Origin of the sequence: Pseudomonas sp. ADAK18, assembly GCF_012935695.1 — a bacterium.
Classification (GTDB): Bacteria; Pseudomonadota; Gammaproteobacteria; order Pseudomonadales; family Pseudomonadaceae; genus Aquipseudomonas.
Genome location: NZ_CP052859.1, coordinates 2,396,184 through 2,419,237 on the forward strand (window position 1 = coordinate 2,396,184; position 23,054 = coordinate 2,419,237).

Consider the following 23,054-nt stretch of genomic DNA (forward strand, 5'->3'; position numbering starts at 1 on the left):
CGGCGCTGTCTGCATTGCAAAAATGCACACCTGACCTGCACATATCGGCGTTGTACTTGGCAAATTTGCGCTGGTACGATCGAGAGAAAGTTCGTCCGCGAACATCTTAATAAAGAACAATAAAAGCAGGGAGTTAGAGATGACTGCTCAGGTTCCATCCGAGGCCACTCGCAGCCCCGGGATTCTTCAGGACGACGTCCTGGCCGAAGTCCGCAACCATATCGGTCACCTGACCCTTAATCGTCCCGCTGGCCTGAACGCCATTACGCTGGATATGGTCCGCAGCCTTGCCGGGTATTTGCGAGCCTGGGCCGATGATCCAAATGTGCATGCCGTTGTGCTGAGGGGGGCCGGTGAAAAAGCCTTCTGCGCCGGCGGCGACATTCGCTCGCTATACGACAGCTACAAAAGCGGCGACAGCCTGCACGAAGACTTCTTCGTCGAGGAATACGCACTCGACCTGATGATTCATCACTACCGTAAGCCCGTACTGGCACTGATGGACGGCTTTGTCCTGGGCGGCGGCATGGGCCTGGTACAAGGCGCAGACCTGCGGGTGGTCACCGAGCGCAGCCGCCTCGCGATGCCGGAAGTGGCCATCGGTTATTTCCCGGATGTCGGCGGCAGCTACTTCTTGCCGCGCATCCCCGGTGAGCTGGGGATCTACCTGGGCGTGACCGGCACCCAGATCCGCGCGGCCGATGCGCTGTATTGCGGATTGGCGGACTGGTACCTCGACAGCGCCAGGCTCATTGACCTGGACCGCAAGCTCGACCAATTGAAATGGCAAGACTCGCCGCTCAAGGACCTGCAGAGCGTTCTGGCCAAACTGGCCGTGCAGCAACTGCCCAATGCACCGCTGGCACCACTGCGCCCGGCCATCGATCATTTCTTCGCCCTGCCCGATGTCCCCAGCATCGTTGAACAGCTGCAACAAGTCACCGTTGCCGACAGTCATGAATGGGCGCTAAGCACCGCGAAGCTGATGCAAACCCGCTCGCCCCTGGCCATGGCTGTCACCCTGGAAATGCTCCGGCGCGGGCGTCACCTGACCCTGGAAAACTGCTTCGCCCTAGAATTGCATCTGGATCGCCAGTGGTTTGAACGGGGCGACCTTATCGAGGGCGTGCGTGCGCTGCTGATCGACAAGGACAAAACCCCACGCTGGAACCCACCGACACTCCAGGCGCTGGACGCCACCCATGTCGAAAGCTTCTTCAGCGCCTTCGACCAGAACGGGAACTAAGCCATGCAAGATATTGAACTGACTGAAGAACAAGTCATGATCCGCGACATGGCCCGGGACTTTGCCCGTGGCGAAATAGCCCCTTATGCCCAAGCCTGGGAAAAGGCCGGCTGGATTGACGATGCCCTGGTGGCGAAGATGGGTGAACTGGGCCTGCTCGGCATGGTGGTTCCGGAAGAATGGGGCGGCACCTACGTCGACTACGTGGCCTATGCCCTGGCCGTGGAAGAGATTTCCGCAGGTGACGGCGCTACCGGCGCACTAATGAGTATCCACAATTCAGTGGGTTGCGGGCCAATCCTCAACTACGGCTCAACAGAGCAGAAACAAACCTGGCTGGCGGACCTGGCCAGCGGGCAAGCCATTGGTTGCTTCTGCCTGACCGAACCCCAGGCCGGCTCCGAAGCCCACAACCTGCGCACCCGTGCCGAGCTCAAGGACGGCCAGTGGGTAATCAATGGTGCCAAACAGTTTGTCAGCAACGGCAAACGGGCCAAGCTGGCCATCGTGTTTGCCGTCACCGACCCGGAGCTGGGCAAGAAAGGCCTCTCGGCGTTCCTGGTTCCCACTGACACCCCTGGCTTCGTGGTGGACCGCACGGAACACAAGATGGGCATCCGCGCCTCGGACACCTGCGCCGTCACCCTCAATCAATGCACGGTGCCTGAAGCCAACCTGCTGGGAGAGCGCGGCAAGGGTCTGGCTATCGCCCTGTCCAACCTCGAAGGCGGCCGCATCGGCATCGCCGCCCAAGCCCTGGGCATTGCCCGGGCTGCGTTTGAAGCGGCACTCGCCTACGCCCGAGACCGTGTCCAGTTTGACAAGGCCATTATCGAGCACCAGAGCGTGGCCAATCTGTTGGCCGACATGCAAACCCGCCTGAACGCTGCGCGCTTGCTGATCCTGCATGCCGCACGGCTACGCAGTGCCGGTAAACCGTGCCTGTCAGAAGCCTCACAGGCCAAGTTGTTTGCCTCGGAAATGGCGGAAAAGGTCTGCTCTTCGGCGATGCAGATTCATGGCGGGTACGGCTACCTGGAGGACTACCCGGTAGAACGTTACTACCGGGATGCGCGGATTACTCAGATTTATGAGGGGACCAGCGAAATTCAGCGGATGGTGATTGCCAGGGAACTGAAGAACTATCAGCTTTAATCAATCCATGTTGATCGTTCCCGGTGGCGGGAACGATCAACAGTAGATGAGCTTCGTCTTATACATTTTTAATATTGAAGTCCACATCAACTTCTTTTTCTATAGTGCCTTGCTTGCACTTGAACAGAAACCTCCCATGAACGGCTTTCCTTTCTGAATCGAAATAAATTAAAAAAGCACCACCCGTCGTCTCGTAGTGCCCCTCGGAAATAGGCGGGTAGTAACCCAAGTAAATGACTTCTTCGGCATCAAACTGATACAAACCAGACCCTGTACCCGGTTTCAGTTGAAGCAAAATCACAGAAGACTCCGGCGTTTCTGGTTTTTCTATGCCGTATATCTGGATGAGGGTCGAAAGATTTTCGAGGTAAACGGCATTCGCTTTAAAGAGCCTTTCATATATGCATCCAACGAATATTCCGCCGCTCATTTCTCCCGTTGATTTTGTAGTCGGACTTTCAATTGGCAAGTGATTTTCTCTAGACATTTCAACCTCCACGCTGTTGATTTTTTGAATGACAGAAAGTCTATTGAACTACAAAAACCAAGAAAGAAAACCTGTCAGAGTTGACAGCCAATAAAAGGCTTTTTTTTAATTTCTTTTAGTTATATTTGTTATTTACATCGCTGCCACCAGGCTTGGCTTCCTTTCCGTGTGCGTGTACCGCTTACCTACTGACCCGACCGAGGGAGCTGGATCAAGGCCCACTGAAAAATACCCGGAGACTCCCGTGCGTTGTTCGGGAGTACGACTATTCTGACAGCTCCTAGTGCCCAGTCTCGCCACACAGGAGGTGTGTCATGCACGCTGTTGAGCACCCGATCCGCCTTGAGCGGATCACTCAGGAACGTTATATCCAGGCCCCCATCGAAGACGTCTACGACTACGTGACCCAGCCGGATCGTTGGCACGAGTGGCACCCGACATCACTGAGTGCCGAGACTGGCGTCAGTGGTTCATTGCCGGTCGGCCACCGCTTCACCGAAATTATCGACTTGCTGGGCGTGCGTATGCCCATGAGCTACCGCGTGCAAGTCGCCTCGCGCCCGCAGGAGTTCAAGACCGTATTCACCTCCCAGGCTGTGGATGGCTGTATTCACTACTTCTTGCAGGAGCATGGCGGTGGAACCTTGTTCAAACGCGTCCTTTCCTACGAAACAGAGTTACAGCTGACCACGTTGCATGAGCGCATCGTCGCGTTATCAAACACGGCCCTGGACCGCCTCAAGCAGCGCCTGGAAACGTCCTCCACCTGACAAAATCGGCCCTACAGTTCCTTAACTGACCAGCATTAGGGAGAATGCCCATCTATTGTCCCGCGCCTGATGAGATAACCGATGAAAACCACCCTTCACCTGACCCTCCTGACGGCCCTGTTCATGAGCACGCTGGCCCAGGCCGCCGAGTTGATCCCGATCGATGTGCACCGTGATGCGAACTGCGGCTGCTGCAAAAAGTGGATCACGCATCTGGAAAACAACGGCTTCAAGGTCAATGACCATGTCGAAGCCAACATGAGCGAAGTCAAGCAGCGCCTGGGCGTAGCCCCGCGTCTGGCCTCGTGCCATACCGCTGTGATCGACGGCAAGTTTGTTGAAGGTCACGTACCTGCCGAGCAAGTACTGGCGCTGCGCAAGCGCGACGACCTGCTGGGTGTGGCGGCACCTGGCATGCCCATGGGCTCGCCGGGCATGGAGATGGACGGCATGAGCGACGCCTATCAGGTCATCGGCCTGACCCGTGATGGCAAAGACGTAGTGATCGCCGACTACCCGGCACACTGATTGATGCTGGCGGGTTACCTGGGGTTATTTTTCGCCGCCTTCGGAGCGGCGACGCTGTTGCCACTGCAATCGGAAGCTGTGTTGGTGGGCCTGCTGCTCAGCGGGCATTACAACCTGTGGTTGCTGCTGGCCATAGCAACCTTCGGCAACGTGCTGGGTTCGGTGGTGAACTGGCTGCTGGGGCGTTCGGTTGAGCGCGTCAAGGACCGCCGCTGGTTTCCGGTCAGCACAGCGCAACTGGAGAAAGCCCGTGCCCATTACCAGCGCTGGGGGCATTGGACGCTGTTGCTCAGTTGGGTGCCGGTGATTGGTGATCCGCTGACGCTGGTGGCGGGTGTAATGCGTGAGCCATTGTGGCGCTTTTTGTTGATCGTGAGTTTGGCCAAGGGCGCTCGATACGCGATCCTGGCACTGTTTGCCGTGAGTCAGTTTACAGGGCACTGAATGCCGGACTTCGCACCACTCGTCGCCACTGTCAATTCTAACAGCTAGACACCTCTGCCCTACCCAGCGTCCTATTTCCCTTGCCTATACGCGCCGTTTCACCTGACGCGTTCTTTCCAGCAAGGAGCATTTTCCATGTCCAAGCCCCCCATTGCCCCCCAGAGCAGTGACCAGACTCCGGTTCCTGGCGATATCCCTCGCCGGCTTTCGGATCTGGAGGATCCTTATTCGAGATTCTCCCACGTTGACCTGAGTGCATTCCCGGATGAGCCCTATTACTACGGCTTAGGCATTCGCCAAATACTCCCCAATGCCACATGGTTGTTTGAACGTTGGTTTGATTGGAATCTCTTCGATTCCTTCTTGTTGTACCTCAATGACATGGTCGATCCAGTGGCAGGCGATACGGTGCTGACGCAAGAGAACCGCTATCCCCTGCATGTTCTTGAGCATAACGTGCCAAGGGGTGAGGTCTGGATCAAGGGGCGCGTCGAGCGTGTCGGCTCGGGTACGCCCAGTGAATCCGTGGAGCGGCTCATTCTGATCAAGACCGACCGTCCGGGAGGGTTCAGCCGGGACCCCGAGCCTGGCGAGCCCGGTTGGCATACTGGTTTAACCCTGCAGGTCGTGGGTTTTCCAGAGGGCTCAACCATTGATCGGGACAATATCCGGGGCGGGCTGTGGTGCGTCATCAACTTCTATGAGCATATGCGCAAAAATGATCTGATTGATCTTCGCTGGGACGGTATTGAGGTGCATCACCGAGTCACCCCCGACGAGGTTGCCGCCAGAGAGGTACGGGTGTTTGTCAGTGAAACCGTGATTTTGCAAGGTAGCCTCCTTGGACGGACGACTATCCGGTTCCGGGTGCAGGACGTGGTGCTCAATTACTCCGGCGGGGAAAAGTATCAGTATTCCAAACCATACTTTCTGGAGAGTGAGCTGGACCCCAGCTTGCGTAATGCACCGATTTTCCTGGCTAACTGGGAGGAAACCAACCACGTTGATCTGGATACCCATAGTGAATCGGAATTCACCGTATTGGTCGATCTCGAACGGGAAACACCCACACCCAGTCCGCGTTACCGAGTCACTGTCACCGTGTTTGGTACGCTGGCAGATGGTTCTTCGAAGACGTTCGTATTGCCATTTGTAGAAGACAGAAACCTTAGGGGCGAAAGCGTGCCAATCCCCGTCGAGATCATCGAGCAGATGATCGGTGGTTCCTTCAGGATCTCCTACCTGTGGCATACCAGCACCGGAGCAGTCCTGGGGCAGTCAGGCAGCATCACGGTGACCGTGGTGGGCACGCCTGTGGCGATGCCGGCGCCGACCATCACGCCGATTGAGCTGGGGTTGATAGACCCGGATCAAGATTGTTTCGCACACATCCCCAACAACTATGAGCCGTACGATTCCAGTTGGCTGGAAACGCTGGTCATGGAGGAAAGAATCTCAAGCGGCGGTGGTGAATATTACGAGGAACCTCAACTGGCTGGAGCGCCAGGCGGTACTCGCCGGATAACCTCAAGCACCTTGCAACGCTTCAAGGGGAAGGCCAGCATCTTTGTTTACTATATGGTTGACGACGGTACTGCCGTTCGTAAGTCACGGGAAATCGGCGTGCAAGTGGGCGAGCGCATTGCCAATATGCCGCAAGCAAGGCTGCAGGGCGTCATGGGTAACAATGTCAATCCGGCGGACATTATAGGGCCTGAGGTGGTGGTGACATTCACTTATCTGGGAACCCTGTCCGGTGACGTCATTCATTACACCATTATTGGCTCGGGTGTTGGCGGCTCTCTCCAGGGCACGATCCCTATCAACGGTGGTACTGCCGGCCGGGAGTTGCCGCTTCCGGTGAGCCGAGACATTCTCGACAAAAACAACAATGGCAGCCTGCGCATTGGTTACAGCTTGCTACGCGAAGGTACGCCACCTCTGATTCTACGTTCAGAGGTGCTTAGCCTGACTGTGGGCGTAGGCGTGCAGTTGGACCGTCCGATCATCGAAGGCGCCTCTACGTTCCCGGATCTACTCAACCCTCTGGCGGTGTTAGCGGGTACCTATGTGAGGGTGATTTTTCGGTCGATGCATCTGACGGATCAAATTTATGTCGACTGGCTGAGTGACGACGGCATTGGCAGCTACACCACGCAGGTGCAGGGTGATCCCAGTACAAATGAAGTCGCTGCATTTATTCCGCGAGGGGTCATAGCCAAGTGTATTCGCGAGCGGGGAAACCGGATCCATGTGCAGTATCGCTTCATGCGCGGAGTTTTTCCGTATGAATCCGAGATCGTGAGCCTGGAGCTGCAGCGTCTCACTGGCCTGCCTACCCCATTTATCCAGGGCGTAGGGAATGCTCCAGAGCTGGTGCTCTCTCAGTTGATAAGCGGTGCGCGTGCCCTGACGCCAGTCTGGCCATTCATTCATCCTGACAGTCGTATCTGGATGGAGTATCGGGGAACATTTGCCAGTGATGATCACTATAACGAGATGACCTACATTTCCCACAGACTGGGTGAAGACGATGCGCTGACCGGGTTGCAGCCTCCGGCGCCGATTGAAGCACTACAAAGACTCATGAACGGTTCAGATCTGACTATTCAGGTCTGGGTAGGATTCAGTGGAAGCCTGAGTAAAGACTTGGCCGTCCCCTTCCCCACAAGGCTCTACAGCATTCGAGTTGATTACTTCAGGGACCTGACAGACTTCTATGGTTTTAACTGGAATGGCTGGGCAAATGCCGTCAACGGACGAGGCGAGCTTGCAATAGAGGGTGCCGAAAATGTGGTCTGGCGTGCTTCAAAGACCGCTATCGAGGTCATAGAGCCTGGAGTGCAGAAAACCTATAACAATTTAACGGCTAACACACAGTATGAAGTCAGCTTTTACTGCAAGACGACAGGCAGTTTTTCTCAGGTAACAGCCAGGATTGGTTTTGCCGGGGTGACGGTCCCCAGGAGCGTGACTCCCGAGCGAAATTGGGAAAGGTTCAGCCATATTTTTACAACCCCTGCTACCCCCCCCACCCAAACCCAGGTCGCGAGAATTACCTTTTCAGTCAGTGCGGCCACCACATTCTTCATGGATCAAATCCAGATTCGAGAAGTGCCCCGCGTAAAGTGAGTCAGAACGCAGTGTTTAGTCCATAGGTATCAACAATGAGGCAAACAAGTGAATTGTTTGCCTCATTCTTTTAGCCCTTTCTTCACTGCGCAAAAAACCCGCGACATGCGCGGGTTAGTTTTCTGCCGGGTAGATGATGTGCGAGGGAATACCGTCTATTTTGCTTTCCGGGGATCAAAATACTGGTTCCTTACATTCCCCCCCCATAACACATAAGTACCATCAACCCGTCGGGCCGCAAAAGAAGGGTCGTTGTGCGGAGGTATGGGCGGTGGTGGCGGTGGAAGGACCACGTACGGAAAGCGCTTGATCGAATACAGCTCCGTTACTCCACTGCGCAAGTACTCCGCCAGCTCAACAGGAATCTCGCCGGCATCCTCCATCGCCAAGGTTGCGCCCCATACCGAAACCGCTCCCTGGGTCCCCCCTTGGGTGGTAATGACTCCATAGGCACCATTGGTGCAGTAAGCATCACGGATCAAGCTCGCCATCAATGTTTGGCGCAATGCTGGATTCATTGTCCCGCCATGGGTATTCAAGCCGGTCAGCACGATGGCGTTGGTTCGTCCATCATCATGACGGCTCAACAAAAAGAAGCTGACATCGTTGGCATACAGCGTGAGATTGCCATCAACAATAATGGCACTGGACGAGACATTTCTACGGCGTCTTTGCGTATTGCTCTTTTCATTGCGGCGCTGAGGATAGCCTGGCACGGGTTCGGCATCCTTGAATACGGCCTCATATTCGTTTTTTTCTTGAGCCGTGAGCGGAGCACCGCCGTATTGCGGTGCGCCCCACGCTTCGGCCTGGCCACTGCTGTTGGCCATAAGAAACGCCCATCGGGCAGCACGACAGAGAATGATATTGCCACGCGCCGCTAGCTCAGCAGCGCTGGCAGACATATCGCCGCCCTCACCCGCAGTGCCCCAACTGATAGCTCTGCTCCTGTTTTTGGTGATGGCGCAGAATGCCGTGGTCGCAGCAATGACTGACTGTACGCCGCCATCATCAAGAATTCTCAGCAGCCTATCTGACGGGATTGTTCCTCCTCCCAGCGGACTCCCCCACACCGCAATTGCCCCATCCTCGTCGATGGCGCAGAAGGAAACCGCTGTCGCCACAATTCGAGTCACACGCATCGCATTCAATTGTGCCCTGACATTCGCGGGAATGTTCCCTCCATTATTGGGTTGTCCCCAGGCATAAACCCTGCCGTTCGTAGTACGGACAGCAAATGCATCGTCGGCGGCATAAATGGCTTCGGGTGGATCAAACCACAACTCTCGTTGGATCTCTGCGGGAATCGTCGAGACCGGGTTATTCAGTGGACCAATCGCACCAATGGAGTCTGCCCCTGGAGTAGGATTATCATAAATGAACGCAAACGCGCTTCGCGTGCTGTAAACCGATTTTATCCCCCGCAGAGGTGGCAGATTGACGGGAACCGTATTACCCCAGCACAAGAGCTGATTGGTAGAGCCAACGTTCACCAATGCGGCAAAGCTAAACTCTGCAGAAAATAATTTAATAGCCTTGTTATTCTTTAAGAAGTTTATTATCTCTGGAGGAACTGGCAGCCCCCAATTTACCTGCCCCTCTAAATGAACATCACCAGTAGAAGGTTCAAGCAGTGCAAAAACACCGCCTGTAGAAACAAATATTCGGTCTGAGGGTTCGGGTACATGGAATGAAAAATTCCCACGCTGTTTCAAATAACACCACTCATTCTCTTCGTCAGAGATACCTTGAAAACCTGAGCGTATTTCATAATATGGCGAGAAGTACTCGACACCTTGCGTACCACCTGAGTCCACTGGAATGACTGAAAACTGCAGAAACTTTCTGTCGTCTCCAGGGTGGATCTTAAAATCCAGTTGCCCTTCGTCCAACACCCGCTCGCCGTTTATATGCCAGTAAAAAAGAGAAAGTCCCTCATGGCTACCTCCGTTACTGTCATACCTATAGAAACCGCGAACGGTAGCGCCTACAAATACGTCACCAACGATCTCCACGTCATTTGCAATAGGGGCAGCCTTACAGGTTTCACCTTTCGTCTTATTCATGACCTATTCTCCGGATACGCAATCTCGTTGAACTATTGATCCCTTGGCCAAATTCTTCAAAAAACGAGGAACAAAACAGCGCCCCCTCAAAATTCCAGGGTAGTAGTTGGCTTAAATAACTCGTTAATCACCCATGTTCCGCCCCCCCAGATGACATACTCTCCATTTACGCACCTGGCTGCAAAGGCTGAGGGAGGTTTTGCGTAGCCTGGGTGTGCAGGCGGCATTCCCATAATGGCGTAAAGCCCCTTCACATTGCTTCTTAAGTACTCTTCCAATTCAACTGGAATTATCCCAGCATCCTGCTGATCTATACCGCCACCAAAAACAGAGACGGCGCCTGTTATAGACCCCTGGGTGCTTATTACCCCATAGGCCCCATTAGTGCAGAATACAGCTGTTATCTGACTGGCCATCAGTACTTGTCTGATATTCGGTGGAATGACGCCCCCCCCTGTTGCCTGGCCCCAACTGAACAAATCCTTGGTTCGTCCATCCGTCTCCTTCGCCACCATAAAAAAGCTGGCATCATTGGAGTAAAAATTTATTACCCCATTGGGGGTTATCACTTCAGATAAGTTACTTCCAGGAACAGGGTCCGAACTACACGTACAGGTGTAAGGCTTTTTAACCAGCCGTTGTTCGTACCAGTCATTGACCTTCATTTCCTTGAAAAGCGCTTCGATTCGTTGTTTTTCACCACTGTTCTCAAACACTTTTCCCGCATCGTTTTCCTCCTCGGTGCCGTCTGCACGAGACCCTCCGCCATAGCCGGCAGCGCCCCATGATTCGGAAACGCCAGAGTTATTGACCATGCAAAATGCCCAGGTAGAGCCCCGACATAACAATATGTTGCCTCCTGCGGCGAGTCTTTTGGCGCTTTCGCTCATTGTGCCGCCATGGGTAGCACTACCCCAGCTGATTGCTCGCTTTCTCAGTTTAGTAATGGCGCAAAAGGCATTGCGATTGGCAACCACTTGGTCCACGCCATCCTGATCAAGGATGTACGTAATGTCTTGAGCAGAGATGGAACCACCACCGTTTGGATCGCCCCAAGGTACAACGTGTTTTATATCAGGGTCGTTAATCGTCTCAGGTCCAATGGCGCAAAAGGCACTAGCAGAAGCTATGATGCGTTCGACCTTTAAGTTTCTTAGATAGTTCTCGGCGGCCAATGAGATCTGTCCGCCACCTGTTGGACTCCCCCAAGCATAGACACTCCCTCTATTGGTTAATACGGCAAATGCATTTTCGGTTGCATAGATTGCCTTGGGAGGGTCGAATAACAGTTTTGTTTGAATTTCTGTGGGTACTACCCCACCATTTACGGCATTCCCAAATGCTCCAATCGTATTTTTCCCTGGCGCTGGATTGTCATAGATAAAAGCTACCGCAGTACGGTTACCGTACACAGACCTGATATTATTCAGATCAAGCTGAGGAGGAATGTTAGCCATATTGACCCCCCACAAAAGCAAACGCTTCGTGCTGCCCAATACGGGAACAAGCGCACCAAAATCAAGCTCAGTTGAAAACATTTGGGTGGCCGGGTTATTTTTCAAGTACTGTCGTATTTCTTGAGGAGGCTCACCTGCAGAACCAGCACGACCTCTAACATGGACACTTTGCGTTTCACCACTAATTAGTGAAAGTGCACCGTTACTGGCAATGCACATCTTGTCTTTGGGATCTGGGGTATGGTGTTTGTGGTGACCGCGCTGAGACATAAAGCTATTTCGATTCTCCTCTTCTGTAATATTTTGATAGCCATCTGAAATGGGCATCTCCGGCGAGAAGGTTTCTATTCCGGCTTCACCTTCAGATGATATAGGCGTAACGGAAAATCTTAATTTGCTGCCAGCCATCTCTGGAGTAATTAAATAATCCAGAATTAGAGAGATCAAAAAATTTTCCCCATCTCTATACCATCGATAAATTGAATCACCTTCCGGTTGTGCACCACTATAGAAATAGCTGCCGCGGACGGTTCCGCCAGGTGTCACCTCACCGAGAATTGTTACATTTGTTGCAACAGGAGTTGATAATGTTGCACTCATGACATTAATCCCTCGAGATCAAGCTGAAGTTAATTACGAATGTTCTGGACAAAAGCCAAGCAATCATACGACTCGACGCCATATGAAATTTTTGCCAACTACCTATCAATTCCAGAAACTATCGCTCCCTTCTCTAATTGGCCTGCTCTAGAGCCAATTGGATACAAGGGCAACGACTCCGAGTTCGCGTTACCAGTTAGCGCCGCAAGCAAGGGGCTGTCTACTGTCATAATTGACAGGTAAAGTAACCGTTCGTCTGTCTATTTTCAGGCTTATGCAGTTTTGAAATATCAGTTGTATGAGACCCTGGCAACGCGATATGTACTGCACTATTAACCCCAGCTTAATCTCTCCAACACAGCATCCGCAGACTGCCTTCGGAGTTACACCATGCCTCTATCCCGCTCGTTCTGTCTGGCCAGCCTGCTGCTTACCAGCAGCCTCCCTGCTTTTGCCAATACCGAAGGCCCGGCCTACGGCCCCGAACTGCAAGGCTTCAAATACCCTTACCCCGTCGAGCACTTCAGCTTCCAATCCCAGGGTGAAACCTTGCAAATGGGTTACATGGACGTGCCGGCCAAGGGCAATCCCAACGGTCGCAGCATTGTGCTGATGCACGGCAAGAACTTCTGTGGCGCGACGTGGGAAGAATCGATCAAGGCCTTGAGCGATGCGGGTTACCGAGTCATCGCCCCCGATCAGATCGGTTTTTGTACCTCCAGCAAGCCGGACCATTACCAGTACAGCTTCCAGCAATTGGCGATCAATACCCACCAACTGCTGGAAAAGCTCGGCATCCAGAAAGTGACGCTGCTGGGCCATTCCACCGGCGGAATGCTGGCCACCCGCTACGCCCTGCTTTATCCGCAGCAAACCGAGCAGCTTGCACTGGTCAATCCCATTGGCCTTGAGGACTGGAAAGCCCTTGGCGTGCCTTATCGCAGCGTCGACCAATGGTACGAGCGCGAGCTGAAGCTAACGGCCGACACTATCCGTACCTATGAGCGTGATACTTACTATGCCGGGCACTGGAAGCCGGAGTTCGAGCGCTGGGTGGATATGCTCGCGGGCCTGAACAAGGGCCCGGGGCATACCCAGGTGGCATGGAACTCGGCGCTGATTTACGACATGATCTTCACCCAGCCGGTGTACTACGAGTTCAAGGACTTGCAGATGCCAACCCTGTTGCTGGTCGGCACCGCAGACACCACTGCCATCAACAAAGACCTTGCCCCGCCTGCGGTCAAGGCGAAGATCGGTAACTATCAGGTCCTGGGCAAACAAGTCGCCAAGCTCATTCCCCATGCCACCTTGGTGGAATTCCCGGGGCTGGGCCATGCACCGCAGATGGAAGAACCGGCGCAGTTCCACAAGGCGCTGTTGCAAGGACTCAAAGCCCTTTAAATCAACTTTTTGAGGTTCTGTTGAATGTCGGTACGGATCGCAGTGATTGATGATTGGCAGAATGTCGCCAGCGGCGTGGTGGATTGGTCGGTGCTTGAGGCGGTGGGCCAGGTCAGCTTCCTTCATGACTATCCAGCAGAGACCTCCACGATGATCGAGCGTTTGCAGCAGTTCGACGTCATTTGCCTGATGCGCGAGCGCAGCACGTTTGATCAGGCCCTGTTACAGGGCTTGCCCCATCTGAAACTGCTGGTCACCGGCGGCATGCGCAACGCTGCCGTGGATATCCCGGCGGCCAAGGCCTTGGGCATCCAGGTGTGCGGTACCGACAGTTACAAGCAGGCGGCCCCGGAGCTGACCTGGGCATTGATCATGGCCTCCACCCGTAACCTGATGGCCGAAGCTAACTCCCTGCGTGCCGGGGAGTGGCAACAAGGCCTGGGCGGTGACCTCCATGGCAAGACTTTGGGCATTCTCGGCCTGGGCAGCATTGGCCAACGTATTGCTCAATTCGGCAAGGTGTTCGGCATGCGGGTCATCGCCTGGAGCGAGAACCTCACGCCTGAACGCGCAGCTGAGGCGGGTACGGCCTGGGTCAGCAAGCGCGAGCTGTTCGAACAAGCCGATGTGCTGTCGATTCACCTTGTGCTCAGTGATCGCAGCCGTGGGCTGGTAGATGCGCAAGCCCTGGGCTGGATGAAGCCTACGGCGCGATTGGTCAATACCGCGCGCGGGCCTATTGTTGATGAGGCGGCCTTGATTGATGCACTGGTCAGCGGGCGATTGGCGGGGGCCGCACTGGATGTCTTTGACCAGGAGCCATTGCCGGTCGATCACCCGTTTCGGCAATTGGTCAATGTGTTAGCGACACCGCATGTGGGTTATGTCAGTGAACAAAATTACCGGCAATTCTATGCTCAGATGATTGAGGATATCCAAGCGTGGGCCAACGGCTCACCCATCCGGTTGTTGGGCTGAACCCGGGAAGATCCGATGAAATTATCGAGATATCTCTTTAGGTTTGTGAGCTATCTATTTGTTTTTAAATAGTTTTAAACCCTTAATAAATAACATTAACTTCGATTTTTCTTCTTCCTGCGAACTGCACAATAGCCGTCAGCGCACCATAATCTGGCACTCTCACCGGACAGCCCCCTCGTTGCACATAACCTGTGCTCCCCATAGCGCTCAAATGAGGCACATGGTTTCTTTGGCGAGCAATCAAGCTATCCGACCTCCTCGGGGAGGATTTCACCAGATGAAAAAAATTTTGTCCTACAAAAATCTCCAACACCCCTTACAGGCTCTGGGATCTGGCCTAGACTGATGACTGATGGGTTCCAATCAAAACAAAAAGCCCCGCAAAAAATCGAAACTTTCGAACTCTGCCGTAGGTCAGGTTTAAGGTAAGGCGAGCGCAGCCGGTCCACGCCGAATGCCCGTCTATCCACTCAAATCAAGACTCCAGCGCAACTGGCATAAGGCTTGCCAGTCTGTGTAGCGCTTGTGCGCCTGACCGCAGGATGCGGTCAACCTTCGTTGATGGCATAAAGCCATTAATCGGCCAATAAAATGGGAGAGAACTATGATCAGTGCTGCCGTAGATACTCAGGGAGAGCGTTTCAGTCAGCCGGTTGGCGGGCCGACTTCATTGGCGGACATTCCCAACACTGGCCGGCCGGTCTCCACCCTGAACCCCAACCGCAAGAAAGTGCTGTTTGTGACGTCGGAACTGGCTGATCTGGTGAAAACCGGTGGCCTGGGTGACGTCTCCGCCGCCCTGCCCCGGGCCATGGCCCATCTTCACGATGTACGCGTACTGATCCCCGGTTACCCGCAGGTGCTGGACAGTGACAACCCCATTCACATCATCGGCGAGCTGGGCGGCCATGCGGCGTTACCACCGTGCAAGATCGGGCGCATGGACCTCAAGGATGGCTTGGTCATCTATGTGCTGATCTGCCCCGAACTGTATGAGCGCGAAGGCACGCCCTACGGCGCCAACAACGGTCGTGACTGGCCGGACAACCATATTCGCTTCGCCCGCCTGGGCCTGGCCGCTGCCGACATTGCCGCCAACCTGGCGCAAATCCATTGGTGCCCGGATCTGGTGCACGCCCATGATTGGCCTGCCGGCCTGGCTCCGGCCTATATGCACTGGCGTGGTTCACGTACGCCCACCCTGTTCACCATTCATAATCTGGCCTACCAAGGCGTGGTCAGCCTGGCCTCGTGCCCAGAGCTGGGTATTCCCGAACACGCCCTTCAACAGGAAGGCATGGAGTTTTACGGCAAGCTGTCGTTCCTGAAAGCCGGCATGGCCTATTCCAGCCACATAACCACGGTCAGTGCCACCTACGCCCAGGAAATTACTACCCCGGAATTCGGCTGCGGCCTGGACGGTTTCCTGGCCAGCAAGACCCAGCAAGGTTTGCTCAGTGGTATTCCCAACGGTATTGATGAGAGCTGGGAGTCGTCCACCGACCCGCACCTGACCCACCCGTTCAACATCGGTGATTGGGAAGGCAAGGCGGTCAACGCGGCCCATGTACGCAACCTGTTTGGCCTGCACGACTCCACGGGTCCCCTATTTGCGGTGGTCTCGCGGCTGGTCTATCAGAAAGGCCTGGACCTGACCGAGGCGGTGGCCAGCTTTATCGTCGAATCCGGCGGCCAGATAGCGATCATCGGTCGTGGTGAGCCAGAAGAAGAGCATGCCATGCGCGCCCTCGCCTTACGCTTTCCCGGGCAGATTGGTGTGCGGATCGGCTTCAACGAAACCGACGCCCGCCGTATGTTCGCCGGCAGCGACTTCCTGTTGATGCCATCGCGCTATGAACCCTGCGGCTTGAGCCAGATGTATGCCCAGCGCTTCGGCTCGTTGCCGGTCGCCCGCAACACCGGCGGCCTGGCGGACACTATTGAGGATGGCGTCACCGGCTTCCTGTTCGATGAGTCCACGGTCGAAAGCTACGAGGCGGCGCTCAGCCGTGCGTTCAAGGTCTTCGCGTTCCCAGGCCTGCTCAACGCCATGCGTTGCCGGGCCATGGCCGCACCGTTCAACTGGTGTCAGGCGGTGGAACCCTACGCCGAACTTTACGAGCAACTGGTGGCGAAAGCGCTGGGAAAATCTGCGAAATAGGAAAAGAGGTCTGCATAGATGCCGTTACGGACTTTGGAAGCCCGGCCCCACGGCGCAATCATGCTGGACGCGGAACACACCCGTTTCGCCTTGTGGGCGCCCGATGCGCTTTACGTAAGCGTTGAGTTTGAAGAAGAAGGCAAGTCAGTGGCCATGCTGTCCCAGGCAGATGGCTGGTTCGTGGTGCAGTTGCGCTGCCCGGCGGGGACTCGCTACCGCTACAACATCGACGGTGAACGAGAGGTCCCCGACCCGGCGTCCCGGGCCCAGGCCAAGGATGTCCATGGTTTCAGCGTGGTGGTCGATCCCTTGGCCTACCACTGGCGGCACAGCACCTGGCGCGGGCGGCCATGGCACGAGGCAGTGATTTATGAGCTGCATGTCGGCGTGCTGGGAGGCTATGCCGAAGTCGAGCGGCAACTGCCGCGCTTGGCCGAGTTGGGTATTACGGCGATCGAACTGATGCCCCTGGCGCAATTCCCCGGCGAGCGCAATTGGGGTTATGACGGGGTCCTGCCCTACGCGCCGCACACGAGCTACGGTTCTCCCGCGCAATTGAAGCAACTGATCGACGCAGCCCACCACCATGGCCTCGCGGTGATTCTCGATGTGGTCTACAACCACTTCGGCCCCGACGGTAACTACCTCGGCCAATACGCCAAGGATTTTTTTCGCGAAGACACCCACACGCCCTGGGGCGTCGGTATCGATTTTCGGCGCCGGCCAGTACGGGACTTTTTTATCGACAATGCCCTGATGTGGCTGCTGGACTATCGCTTTGACGGCCTGCGCCTGGATGCTGTCCACGCCATCAACGATCCCGAGTTCCTCCAAGAGCTGGCCCAACGGGTGCGCCAACAGGTGGATCCAGGACGCCACATCTGGTTGGTATTGGAAAACGAATTCAACCAGTCCAGCCTCCTGGAGCATGGCTTCGACGCCCAATGGAACGACGACGGGCACAACGCACTGCATGTGTTGCTGACCGGTGAAACCGACGCCTACTACGCCGACTTTGCACAAGACCCCACCGGCAAACTGGCCCGCTGCCTGAGCGAAGGCTTTGTCTACCAGGGTCACACCACTCGCCACGGCAGCGAGCGCGGTGAACCCAGCGGGCACTTACCGCCGAGCGCCTTTGTACTGTTTCTGCAAAACCATGACCAGATCGGTAATCGCGCCCTCGGCGAACGCCTGCATCAACTCTGCTCGCCTGAGGCCTTGAACGCCGCGACGACGTTGCTGCTGCTGTCGCCGATGATCCCGCTGATGTTCATGGGTGATGAACTCAACGCCGAGGAACCGTTCCTGTTCTTTACCGACCATCACGGCGAGTTGGCTGAGGCGGTACGTGAGGGGCGGCGCAACGAGTTTGCCGAGTTTGCTGCCTTCGCTGACCCCGAGCGGCGCGAACACATCCCGGATCCCAATGCCCTGACCACGTTCCGCCGGTCGATGCCCAGCCTGGCGGAGTCCGGCAACACGCCGCTCTATCGACAACTGCTGAGCCTGCGTCATCAGCATATCGTGCCGCACCTGCCTGGCAGCGAGGCGCTGGGCGCGCACGTACTGGGGGAAGGTGCGGTGTCGGCCCGCTGGCGGCTGGGCAACGGTAGCCTGCTGCAAATCGACCTCAACCTCAGCGCTGCCACCTTTGAGCATCCGGCAGCCGAGCACACCCTATTCGTGACCCCGACCACTACCGCCCCGACCCTGGCGCCCTTCAGCGCCCGCGTCAGCCTATCCCCTACTGGAGAGCACCCTTGAGCGAAGCGCAATTGGAACTACTCGCCAGCCGAGCGGGCCTGGCCGTCGACTGGATCGACGCCAACGGCCGTCCACAACACGTCACGGCCGACGCCCTGCGCGCCGTGCTCAAGGGCCTGGGCCATCCGGCCGACAGCGATGCAGCCATAGAGGCCAGCCTGCAAGACCTTGCGCGTGCGCAGCAAGACAAGCACTTGCCACCGCTGATGACCGTCGACAACGGCGCCGGGTTGAACCTGGCACACTTTTTCGCCCCCGGCACGCCGTGCCAGATCCATCTGGAGGACAGCAGCGTGCTGGACCTCAGCCTGGACGCCAACGCCACCTTGCCGGGATCGATTCCGGTGGGTTACCAGCAGGTGCATATCGCCGGCCAGCATTTCACCCTCGCGGTCGCCCCGACGCATTGCTACCGCGTTGACGAGGCGGTGGACAGTCAACCCGCCCGTGCCTGGGGCTTGAGCGCCCAGCTCTATGCCCTGCGCCACCCTGGCGATGGCGGCTTTGGCGACACCCAGGCCCTGGAACATCTGGCCCGTACCGCTGCCGAGCGTGGCGCTGATGCCCTGGCCATCAGCCCGATGCACGCGATGTTCAGCACCGATACCGAGCGCTACAGCCCCTACTCACCTTCAAGCCGCCTGTTCCTCAACAGTCTTTATGCCTCTCCCGGCTGCATCCTAGGTGATCGGCTGGTACGCGATGCCATCCAGGCCTGCGGTCTGACGGAGGAACGCCGGGCACTGGAGCAACTGAGCCTGATCGACTGGCCGGCCGCTGCCAAGGCCAAACAACGCTTGCTGCGAGCGCTGTACAACGATTTCTGCCAGGGCAATCACCCGCAACACGCCGATTTCCTGAGTTTCCGCCAGGCAGGCGGCGAAGCCCTGGAAGACCACTGCCGTTTTGAAGCCGTGCAGTCGGAGCGCGCGGCCAACGGCGAAAGCCTTGACTGGCGACACTGGCCCGAAGCCTGGCGCGACCCACGCAGCCCGGCGCTGGTGCAATTTGCCGAAGACCACGCGCAAGAGATCGGTTTCTTCGCATTCAGCCAATGGTTGATCGCCCGCTGCCTGGAACGCGCCCAACAAGCGGCGCTTGGCAGTGGCATGGGTATCGGTTTGATCGCCGACCTGGCAGTGGGCGCCGATGGCGGCGGCAGCCAGGCCTGGAGTCGCCAGGACGAATTGCTCGCGGACCTCACCGTGGGTGCTCCACCGGACATTCTCAACCGTGCGGGTCAGGGCTGGGGGATTTCCGCGTTTTCCCCTGAAGGTCTTCAGCGCAACGGCTTCCGGGCATTCATCGAAATGCTGCGCGCCAACTTCGCCCATGCCGGAGGCTTGCGCATTGACCATGTGATGGGACTGCAACGGCTTTGGGTGATTCCCATGGGCGCCTCGCCTCGGGAAGGTGCCTACCTGTATTACCCGGTGGATGACCTGCTCCGGTTACTAGCCCTGGAGTCGAGTCGCCATCAGGCCATCGTGCTGGGCGAAGACCTGGGCACGGTGCCCGATGGCCTGCGGGAAAAACTCATCGCCCGCTCGATTCTCGGCATGCGTGTCTTGTTGTTCGAACAGGAACACGGCCACTTCAAGCCGATCCTCGACTGGCCGGACAACGCCCTGGCCACCACCAGCACCCATGACTTGCCTACCCTCAATGGTTGGTGGCACAGCCGCGACATCGAATGGAACATACAACTGGGATTGATTGATGGGCCGACCGTGGAGCACTGGAGCGAGCATCGCCTGCGGGAACGCCAGGCACTGCGCCAAGCCTTGAGCCAGGACCCGCAGAACTTCCGGGAAGAAATCCGTAACGAAACCGACCACGTCCTCGACGCCAGCATCCGCTATCTGGGCCACACCCGCGCACCGCTGGTGCTGCTGCCCCTGGAAGATGCCCTGGGCGTAGAAGAACAGGCCAACCTCCCCGGCACCACCGACACTCATCCGAACTGGCGTCGACGCTTTCCGGGAGACGCCAGCACCTTGCTCGACGACGAAAACGCTGCCCGGCGCCTGGAGTTACTGGCGGTCGCCCGCCTGCAAGCCCATGAGCGTGACCGATGAAGGTGTCGACCCTCAGGGCGACCCAGCGCCTGCAGTTTCATCAAGGGTTCACCCTGGATGATGCGGTGCCGTTGGTGCCCTATTTCGCCCAGTTAGGCATCAGCCACCTGTATGCCTCGCCGCTGCTCAGCGCCCGCGCCGGTTCCATGCACGGCTACGATGTGGTCGACCCCACCAGTGTCAACCCGGAGCTGGGCGGCGAAGCGGCGTTGCGCCGGCTGGTGGCCGCGTTGCGCGAACACGACATGGGGCTGATCCTCGATATCGTCTCCAACCATATGGCGGTGGGCGGCGCCGATAACCCTTGGTGGCTGGACCTGCTGGAATGGGGCCGCTTGAGCCCCTACAGCGAGTTCTTCGACATCCAGTGGCATTCGCCGGACCCGCTGCTCAAGGGCCAGTTGCTGATGCCCTTCCTGGGCAGCGACTACGGTGAAGCGCTGCAAACCGGCAGCATTGTGCTGCGCTTCGACCCGCAGCAAGGCCACTTTTTCATCGAGCATTACGAACACCGCTTCCCGATCAACCCCAGCGACTACGGCGACATCCTGCGTCCTTACGAACCCCTCAAGGCCCTGGCCGACGACTTCAGCAGCCTCGCCTACCATCCAGATGCCTACCTCCAGGCCACTGCGCTGAAACAACAACTGGTTGAACACGCGCAAGATCCCGCCACCCTCGCCGCCATCAAACACAGCCTCAGCCTCTACGACTCCCGCCAACCAGAAGGCTTCACGCGCCTGCATCACCTGCTGGAACAACAAAGCTACCGCCTGGCCAGTTGGCGCACGGCAGCGGATGACATCAACTGGCGGCGCTTCTTCGACGTCAACGAACTGGGTGGCCTGCGGGTGGAGCGCAGCGCAGTGTTCGAGGCGACCCATGGAAAGATCTTCCAACTGATCAGTGAGGAACTGGTGGACGGCCTGCGCATCGACCATATTGACGGTCTGGCCGACCCTAGAGGTTACTGCCGCAAGTTGCGGCGTCGGGTGGACTCACTGGCGCCCGGGCGGCACCTGCCAATCTTCGTCGAAAAGATCCTCGGTGAAGGTGAAACCCTGCGCGAAGACTGGTGTGTGGACGGCACCACCGGCTACGAATTCATGAACCAGTTGTCATTGCTGCAACACGATCCCGCAGGTTTTGCGCCGCTGGCCGAGCTGTGGACGGGGCACACTGAGCGCCCTTCGGCCTTTATCGAGGAAGCCTGGCTGGCCCGCCAGCAGATCCTCAACGGTTCCCTGGCCGGCGACTTTGAAAGCGTCGCCCAGGCGCTGCTGCAAGTGGCCCGTGACGATGTAATGAGCCGCGACCTGACCCTGGGAGCGATTCGTCGGGCCTTGCAGGAACTGATCGTGCACTTCCCGGTGTATCGCACCTATATCAGCGCCCGGGGCCGCAGCAACCGGGACGATGTGTTTTTCCTGCAGGCCCTGGCCGGTGCCCGCAGCACCTTGGGCGAGGCCGACTGGCCGGTGCTCGATTACCTGGAGCAGTGGCTCGGCGGCGAGCCTTGGCGCAAGCGGCCATTGGGCCGTGAGCGCAAGATCCTCAAGCACGCCTGTGTGCGCTTCCAGCAACTGACCTCTCCAGCCGCCGCCAAGGCCGTGGAAGACACTGCGTTCTATCGTTCGGGAGTGTTGCTGTCACGCAACGATGTCGGCTTCAGTACCGAACAATTCAGTGCCCCCCTGGCCGACTTCCACACCGCCAACCAACAGCGCCTTTGCGCGTTCCCGGACAACCTGCTGGCCAGCGCCACCCATGACCACAAGCGCGGCGAAGACACTCGCGCACGCCTGGCGGTACTCAGTGAATGCGCCGACTGGTATGCCAAGCAGGTGGCACACTGGCGTACCCTGGCCGTGCATCTGCGCAGTGACGCCAGCACACCCTCGGCAGGCGATGAGCTGATCCTCTATCAAGTCCTGCTGGGCAGTTGGCCGCTGGACCTGCGCAGTGATGACACCGAGGCGCTGGACAACTATCACCAGCGTCTATGGCAGTGGCAACAAAAGGCCCTGCGCGAAGCCAAGCTGCACAGCAGTTGGAGCGCGCCGAACGAGCTGTACGAACAAGGGGTGCAAGCGTTCCTCTCGCGGTTATTGCTCGAGGACCAAGGCCTACCTTTGCGCACGGCCCTTGGCCTCGCCGCCCAGGCCATCGCCCCGGCCGGTGCACTGAATGGCCTGGCGCAATCCTTGCTTCGCCTCACCGTGCCGGGGGTGCCGGATGTGTATCAGGGGAATGAGTTCTGGGACTTCAGCCTGGTGGATCCGGACAACCGGCGGCCTGTGGATTTCAACGCCCGACAACAGGCGCTGGAATCGCCAGCCGACATTGACGAACTGATGCTGCACTGGCGTGACGGGCGCATCAAGCAGGCGCTTATCGCCCAAGTGCTGAACCTGCGCAGGGAGCATCCGCAGGTATTTAGCCTGGGCAGCTACGAGCCTCTGGACGTGGTAGGCGAACACGCTGATCGGGTGGTCGCCTTCTGCCGTGAATATCAGGGCACACGCCTGTTGGTAGTCGTGCCGCGCTGGCCCCATCGCCTGCTTGATAACGGTGTTTATCCGCAGGTCCGCGCGCAGATTTGGGGCGATACCCGGGTCGCATTACCGTTCGCCGCTCCAACGCAAAACTGGAAGGGACTTTTCCAAACAGGTGCAGTCACATCCAACAAGGAGCTGAAGATCAGTACTGCCTTGGGAGGTTGCCCGATCAACGTCTTTATCAACCCTGATCATCATGAAAGCTGAAATTTTCTGTGAG

Annotated in this window: 15 protein-coding genes; 12 read left to right on the forward strand and 3 right to left on the reverse strand. The window is 57.1% G+C overall.

Going from position 1 to position 23,054, the window contains the following annotated elements:
• Positions 1 to 139: 139 nt before the first annotated feature.
• Positions 140 to 1,246 carry an enoyl-CoA hydratase/isomerase family protein gene (locus HKK55_RS10755; protein ID WP_169354645.1) on the forward strand — a complete coding sequence of 369 codons (1,107 nt, stop codon included), beginning with the start codon at positions 140 to 142 and terminating at the stop codon, positions 1,244 to 1,246.
• A 3-nt stretch (positions 1,247 to 1,249) separates the two neighbouring features.
• Complete coding sequence (locus HKK55_RS10760; protein ID WP_169354646.1) at positions 1,250 to 2,401, forward strand: acyl-CoA dehydrogenase family protein; 1,152 nt, start codon at positions 1,250 to 1,252, stop codon at positions 2,399 to 2,401.
• 58 nt (positions 2,402 to 2,459) lie between these two features.
• Here the strand turns inward: HKK55_RS10760 and HKK55_RS10765 are convergent, their stop codons facing one another.
• Complete coding sequence (locus tag HKK55_RS10765) at positions 2,460 to 2,888, reverse strand: hypothetical protein (RefSeq protein ID WP_169354647.1); 429 nt, start codon at positions 2,886 to 2,888, stop codon at positions 2,460 to 2,462.
• A gap of 314 nt (positions 2,889 to 3,202) precedes the next feature.
• Between HKK55_RS10765 and HKK55_RS10770 the strand changes: the two genes are divergently transcribed.
• The 4 genes from HKK55_RS10770 (at position 3,203) to HKK55_RS10785 (ending at position 7,762) form a co-directional block, all read left to right on the forward strand.
• A complete protein-coding gene (locus HKK55_RS10770) occupies positions 3,203 to 3,658 on the forward strand; it encodes an SRPBCC family protein (protein ID WP_169354648.1) in 456 nt (151 codons plus the stop codon).
• Positions 3,659 to 3,739: 81 nt separating this feature from the next.
• Positions 3,740 to 4,186 (forward strand): DUF411 domain-containing protein, encoded by a 447-nt coding sequence (locus tag HKK55_RS10775; protein ID WP_169354649.1) that lies wholly within the window; start codon positions 3,740 to 3,742, stop codon positions 4,184 to 4,186.
• Positions 4,187 to 4,189: 3 nt separating this feature from the next.
• Complete coding sequence (locus HKK55_RS10780) at positions 4,190 to 4,630, forward strand: YqaA family protein (RefSeq protein WP_169354650.1); 441 nt, start codon at positions 4,190 to 4,192, stop codon at positions 4,628 to 4,630.
• Positions 4,631 to 4,765: 135 nt separating this feature from the next.
• The gene (locus HKK55_RS10785; RefSeq protein WP_169354651.1) at positions 4,766 to 7,762 is read left to right on the forward strand and encodes a hypothetical protein; all 2,997 of its coding nucleotides are present in this window, start codon (positions 4,766 to 4,768) and stop codon (positions 7,760 to 7,762) included.
• 155 nt (positions 7,763 to 7,917) lie between these two features.
• Here HKK55_RS10785 and HKK55_RS10790 read toward each other — a convergent pair whose 3' ends face one another.
• The gene (locus tag HKK55_RS10790; protein WP_169354652.1) at positions 7,918 to 9,828 is read right to left on the reverse strand and encodes a hypothetical protein; all 1,911 of its coding nucleotides are present in this window, start codon (positions 9,826 to 9,828) and stop codon (positions 7,918 to 7,920) included.
• An 86-nt stretch (positions 9,829 to 9,914) separates the two neighbouring features.
• The gene (locus tag HKK55_RS10795) at positions 9,915 to 11,885 is read right to left on the reverse strand and encodes a hypothetical protein (RefSeq protein WP_169354653.1); all 1,971 of its coding nucleotides are present in this window, start codon (positions 11,883 to 11,885) and stop codon (positions 9,915 to 9,917) included.
• 390 nt (positions 11,886 to 12,275) lie between these two features.
• Between HKK55_RS10795 and HKK55_RS10800 the strand changes: the two genes are divergently transcribed.
• The 6 genes from HKK55_RS10800 (at position 12,276) to HKK55_RS10825 (ending at position 23,041) form a co-directional block, all read left to right on the forward strand.
• Positions 12,276 to 13,289 carry an alpha/beta fold hydrolase gene (locus HKK55_RS10800; RefSeq protein ID WP_169354654.1) on the forward strand — a complete coding sequence of 338 codons (1,014 nt, stop codon included), beginning with the start codon at positions 12,276 to 12,278 and terminating at the stop codon, positions 13,287 to 13,289.
• 24 nt (positions 13,290 to 13,313) lie between these two features.
• Positions 13,314 to 14,267 carry a D-2-hydroxyacid dehydrogenase family protein gene (locus HKK55_RS10805; RefSeq protein ID WP_169354655.1) on the forward strand — a complete coding sequence of 318 codons (954 nt, stop codon included), beginning with the start codon at positions 13,314 to 13,316 and terminating at the stop codon, positions 14,265 to 14,267.
• Between the two features lie 607 nt (positions 14,268 to 14,874).
• A complete protein-coding gene (gene glgA / locus HKK55_RS10810) occupies positions 14,875 to 16,431 on the forward strand; it encodes a glycogen synthase GlgA (RefSeq protein WP_169354656.1) in 1,557 nt (518 codons plus the stop codon).
• A gap of 18 nt (positions 16,432 to 16,449) precedes the next feature.
• Entirely contained in the window at positions 16,450 to 18,198 is a 1,749-nt protein-coding gene (gene treZ / locus HKK55_RS10815) for a malto-oligosyltrehalose trehalohydrolase (RefSeq protein ID WP_169354657.1), read from the forward strand.
• Positions 18,195 to 20,276 (forward strand): 4-alpha-glucanotransferase, encoded by a 2,082-nt coding sequence (gene malQ, locus HKK55_RS10820; RefSeq protein ID WP_169354658.1) that lies wholly within the window; start codon positions 18,195 to 18,197, stop codon positions 20,274 to 20,276. The genes treZ and malQ overlap by 4 nt, the downstream gene beginning before the upstream one ends.
• Positions 20,273 to 23,041 (forward strand): malto-oligosyltrehalose synthase, encoded by a 2,769-nt coding sequence (locus HKK55_RS10825; protein WP_169354659.1) that lies wholly within the window; start codon positions 20,273 to 20,275, stop codon positions 23,039 to 23,041. The genes malQ and HKK55_RS10825 overlap by 4 nt, the downstream gene beginning before the upstream one ends.
• Positions 23,042 to 23,054: the final 13 nt, after the last annotated feature.

Excerpts from the sequence above, each read along its gene's own strand:
- HKK55_RS10795 (WP_169354653.1), bottom strand. The coding sequence starts at position 11,885 with ATGAGTGCAACATTATCAACTCCTGTTGCAACAAATGTAACAATTCTC.
- HKK55_RS10765 (WP_169354647.1), bottom strand. The coding sequence starts at position 2,888 with ATGTCTAGAGAAAATCACTTGCCAATTGAAAGTCCGACTACAAAATCA.
- HKK55_RS10755 (WP_169354645.1), top strand. The coding sequence starts at position 140 with ATGACTGCTCAGGTTCCATCCGAGGCCACTCGCAGCCCCGGGATTCTT.
- HKK55_RS10760 (WP_169354646.1), top strand. The coding sequence starts at position 1,250 with ATGCAAGATATTGAACTGACTGAAGAACAAGTCATGATCCGCGACATG.
- HKK55_RS10800 (WP_169354654.1), top strand. The coding sequence starts at position 12,276 with ATGCCTCTATCCCGCTCGTTCTGTCTGGCCAGCCTGCTGCTTACCAGC.
- HKK55_RS10775 (WP_169354649.1), top strand. The coding sequence starts at position 3,740 with ATGAAAACCACCCTTCACCTGACCCTCCTGACGGCCCTGTTCATGAGC.
- HKK55_RS10785 (WP_169354651.1), top strand. The coding sequence starts at position 4,766 with ATGTCCAAGCCCCCCATTGCCCCCCAGAGCAGTGACCAGACTCCGGTT.
- HKK55_RS10825 (WP_169354659.1), top strand. The coding sequence starts at position 20,273 with ATGAAGGTGTCGACCCTCAGGGCGACCCAGCGCCTGCAGTTTCATCAA.
- glgA (WP_169354656.1), top strand. The coding sequence starts at position 14,875 with ATGATCAGTGCTGCCGTAGATACTCAGGGAGAGCGTTTCAGTCAGCCG.
- HKK55_RS10805 (WP_169354655.1), top strand. The coding sequence starts at position 13,314 with ATGTCGGTACGGATCGCAGTGATTGATGATTGGCAGAATGTCGCCAGC.
- HKK55_RS10790 (WP_169354652.1), bottom strand. The coding sequence starts at position 9,828 with ATGAATAAGACGAAAGGTGAAACCTGTAAGGCTGCCCCTATTGCAAAT.
- HKK55_RS10770 (WP_169354648.1), top strand. The coding sequence starts at position 3,203 with ATGCACGCTGTTGAGCACCCGATCCGCCTTGAGCGGATCACTCAGGAA.
- treZ (WP_169354657.1), top strand. The coding sequence starts at position 16,450 with ATGCCGTTACGGACTTTGGAAGCCCGGCCCCACGGCGCAATCATGCTG.
- HKK55_RS10780 (WP_169354650.1), top strand. The coding sequence starts at position 4,190 with ATGCTGGCGGGTTACCTGGGGTTATTTTTCGCCGCCTTCGGAGCGGCG.